This window comes from Streptomyces toxytricini (genome assembly GCF_014649915.1).
GTDB classification, from domain to species: domain Bacteria; phylum Actinomycetota; class Actinomycetes; order Streptomycetales; family Streptomycetaceae; genus Streptomyces; species Streptomyces toxytricini.
Map to the genome: position 1 here is coordinate 1 of NZ_BMTY01000051.1, position 601 is coordinate 601.

Genomic DNA, 601 nt, shown 5'->3' on the forward strand with positions numbered 1-601 from the left:
CAGCCGTGCCATGAGGGCGTGTTCGACGAGGGTGATGAGGGCGCTCTTGGCGTCGGCGCGGTGGCGGGCGTCGGTGGTGATGATGGGGGCGTCGGGGCCGATCTGGAGTGCTTCGCGGACTTCTTCGGGGGTGTAGGGCTGGTGTCCGTCGAAGCCGTTGAGGGCGATGACGAAGGGGAGGCCGCTGTTTTCGAAGTAGTCGACGGCGGGGAAGCAGTCGGCGAGTCGGCGGGTGTCGACGAGGACGACGGCGCCGATGGCGCCGCGGACGAGGTCGTCCCACATGAACCAGAAGCGGTCCTGTCCGGGGGTGCCGAACAGGTAGAGGATGAGGTCCTGGTCCAGGGTGATGCGGCCGAAGTCCATGGCGACGGTGGTGGTCGTCTTGTCCCCGGTGTGGGTGAGGTCGTCGATGCCGGCGGAGGCGCTGGTCATGACGGCTTCGGTGCGCAGGGGGTTGATCTCGGAGACCGCGCCGACGAACGTGGTCTTGCCCACGCCGAAGCCGCCCGCCACCACGATCTTCGCGGAGGTGGTGGAGCGAGCCGCCCCGCCGTTAGAGCTTGCGAAGTCCACTGAGCACCCTTTCGAGCAGTGTCAC

At 67.7% G+C, this 601-nt stretch carries 1 protein-coding gene; it reads right to left on the bottom strand.

The genetic code is table 11. The features are described from left to right. Nucleotides 1–576: GTP-binding protein (locus IE170_RS32280; protein WP_189813035.1), on the bottom strand; the 576-nt coding region annotated here is incomplete at its 3' end. Nucleotides 577–601: the final 25 nt, after the last annotated feature.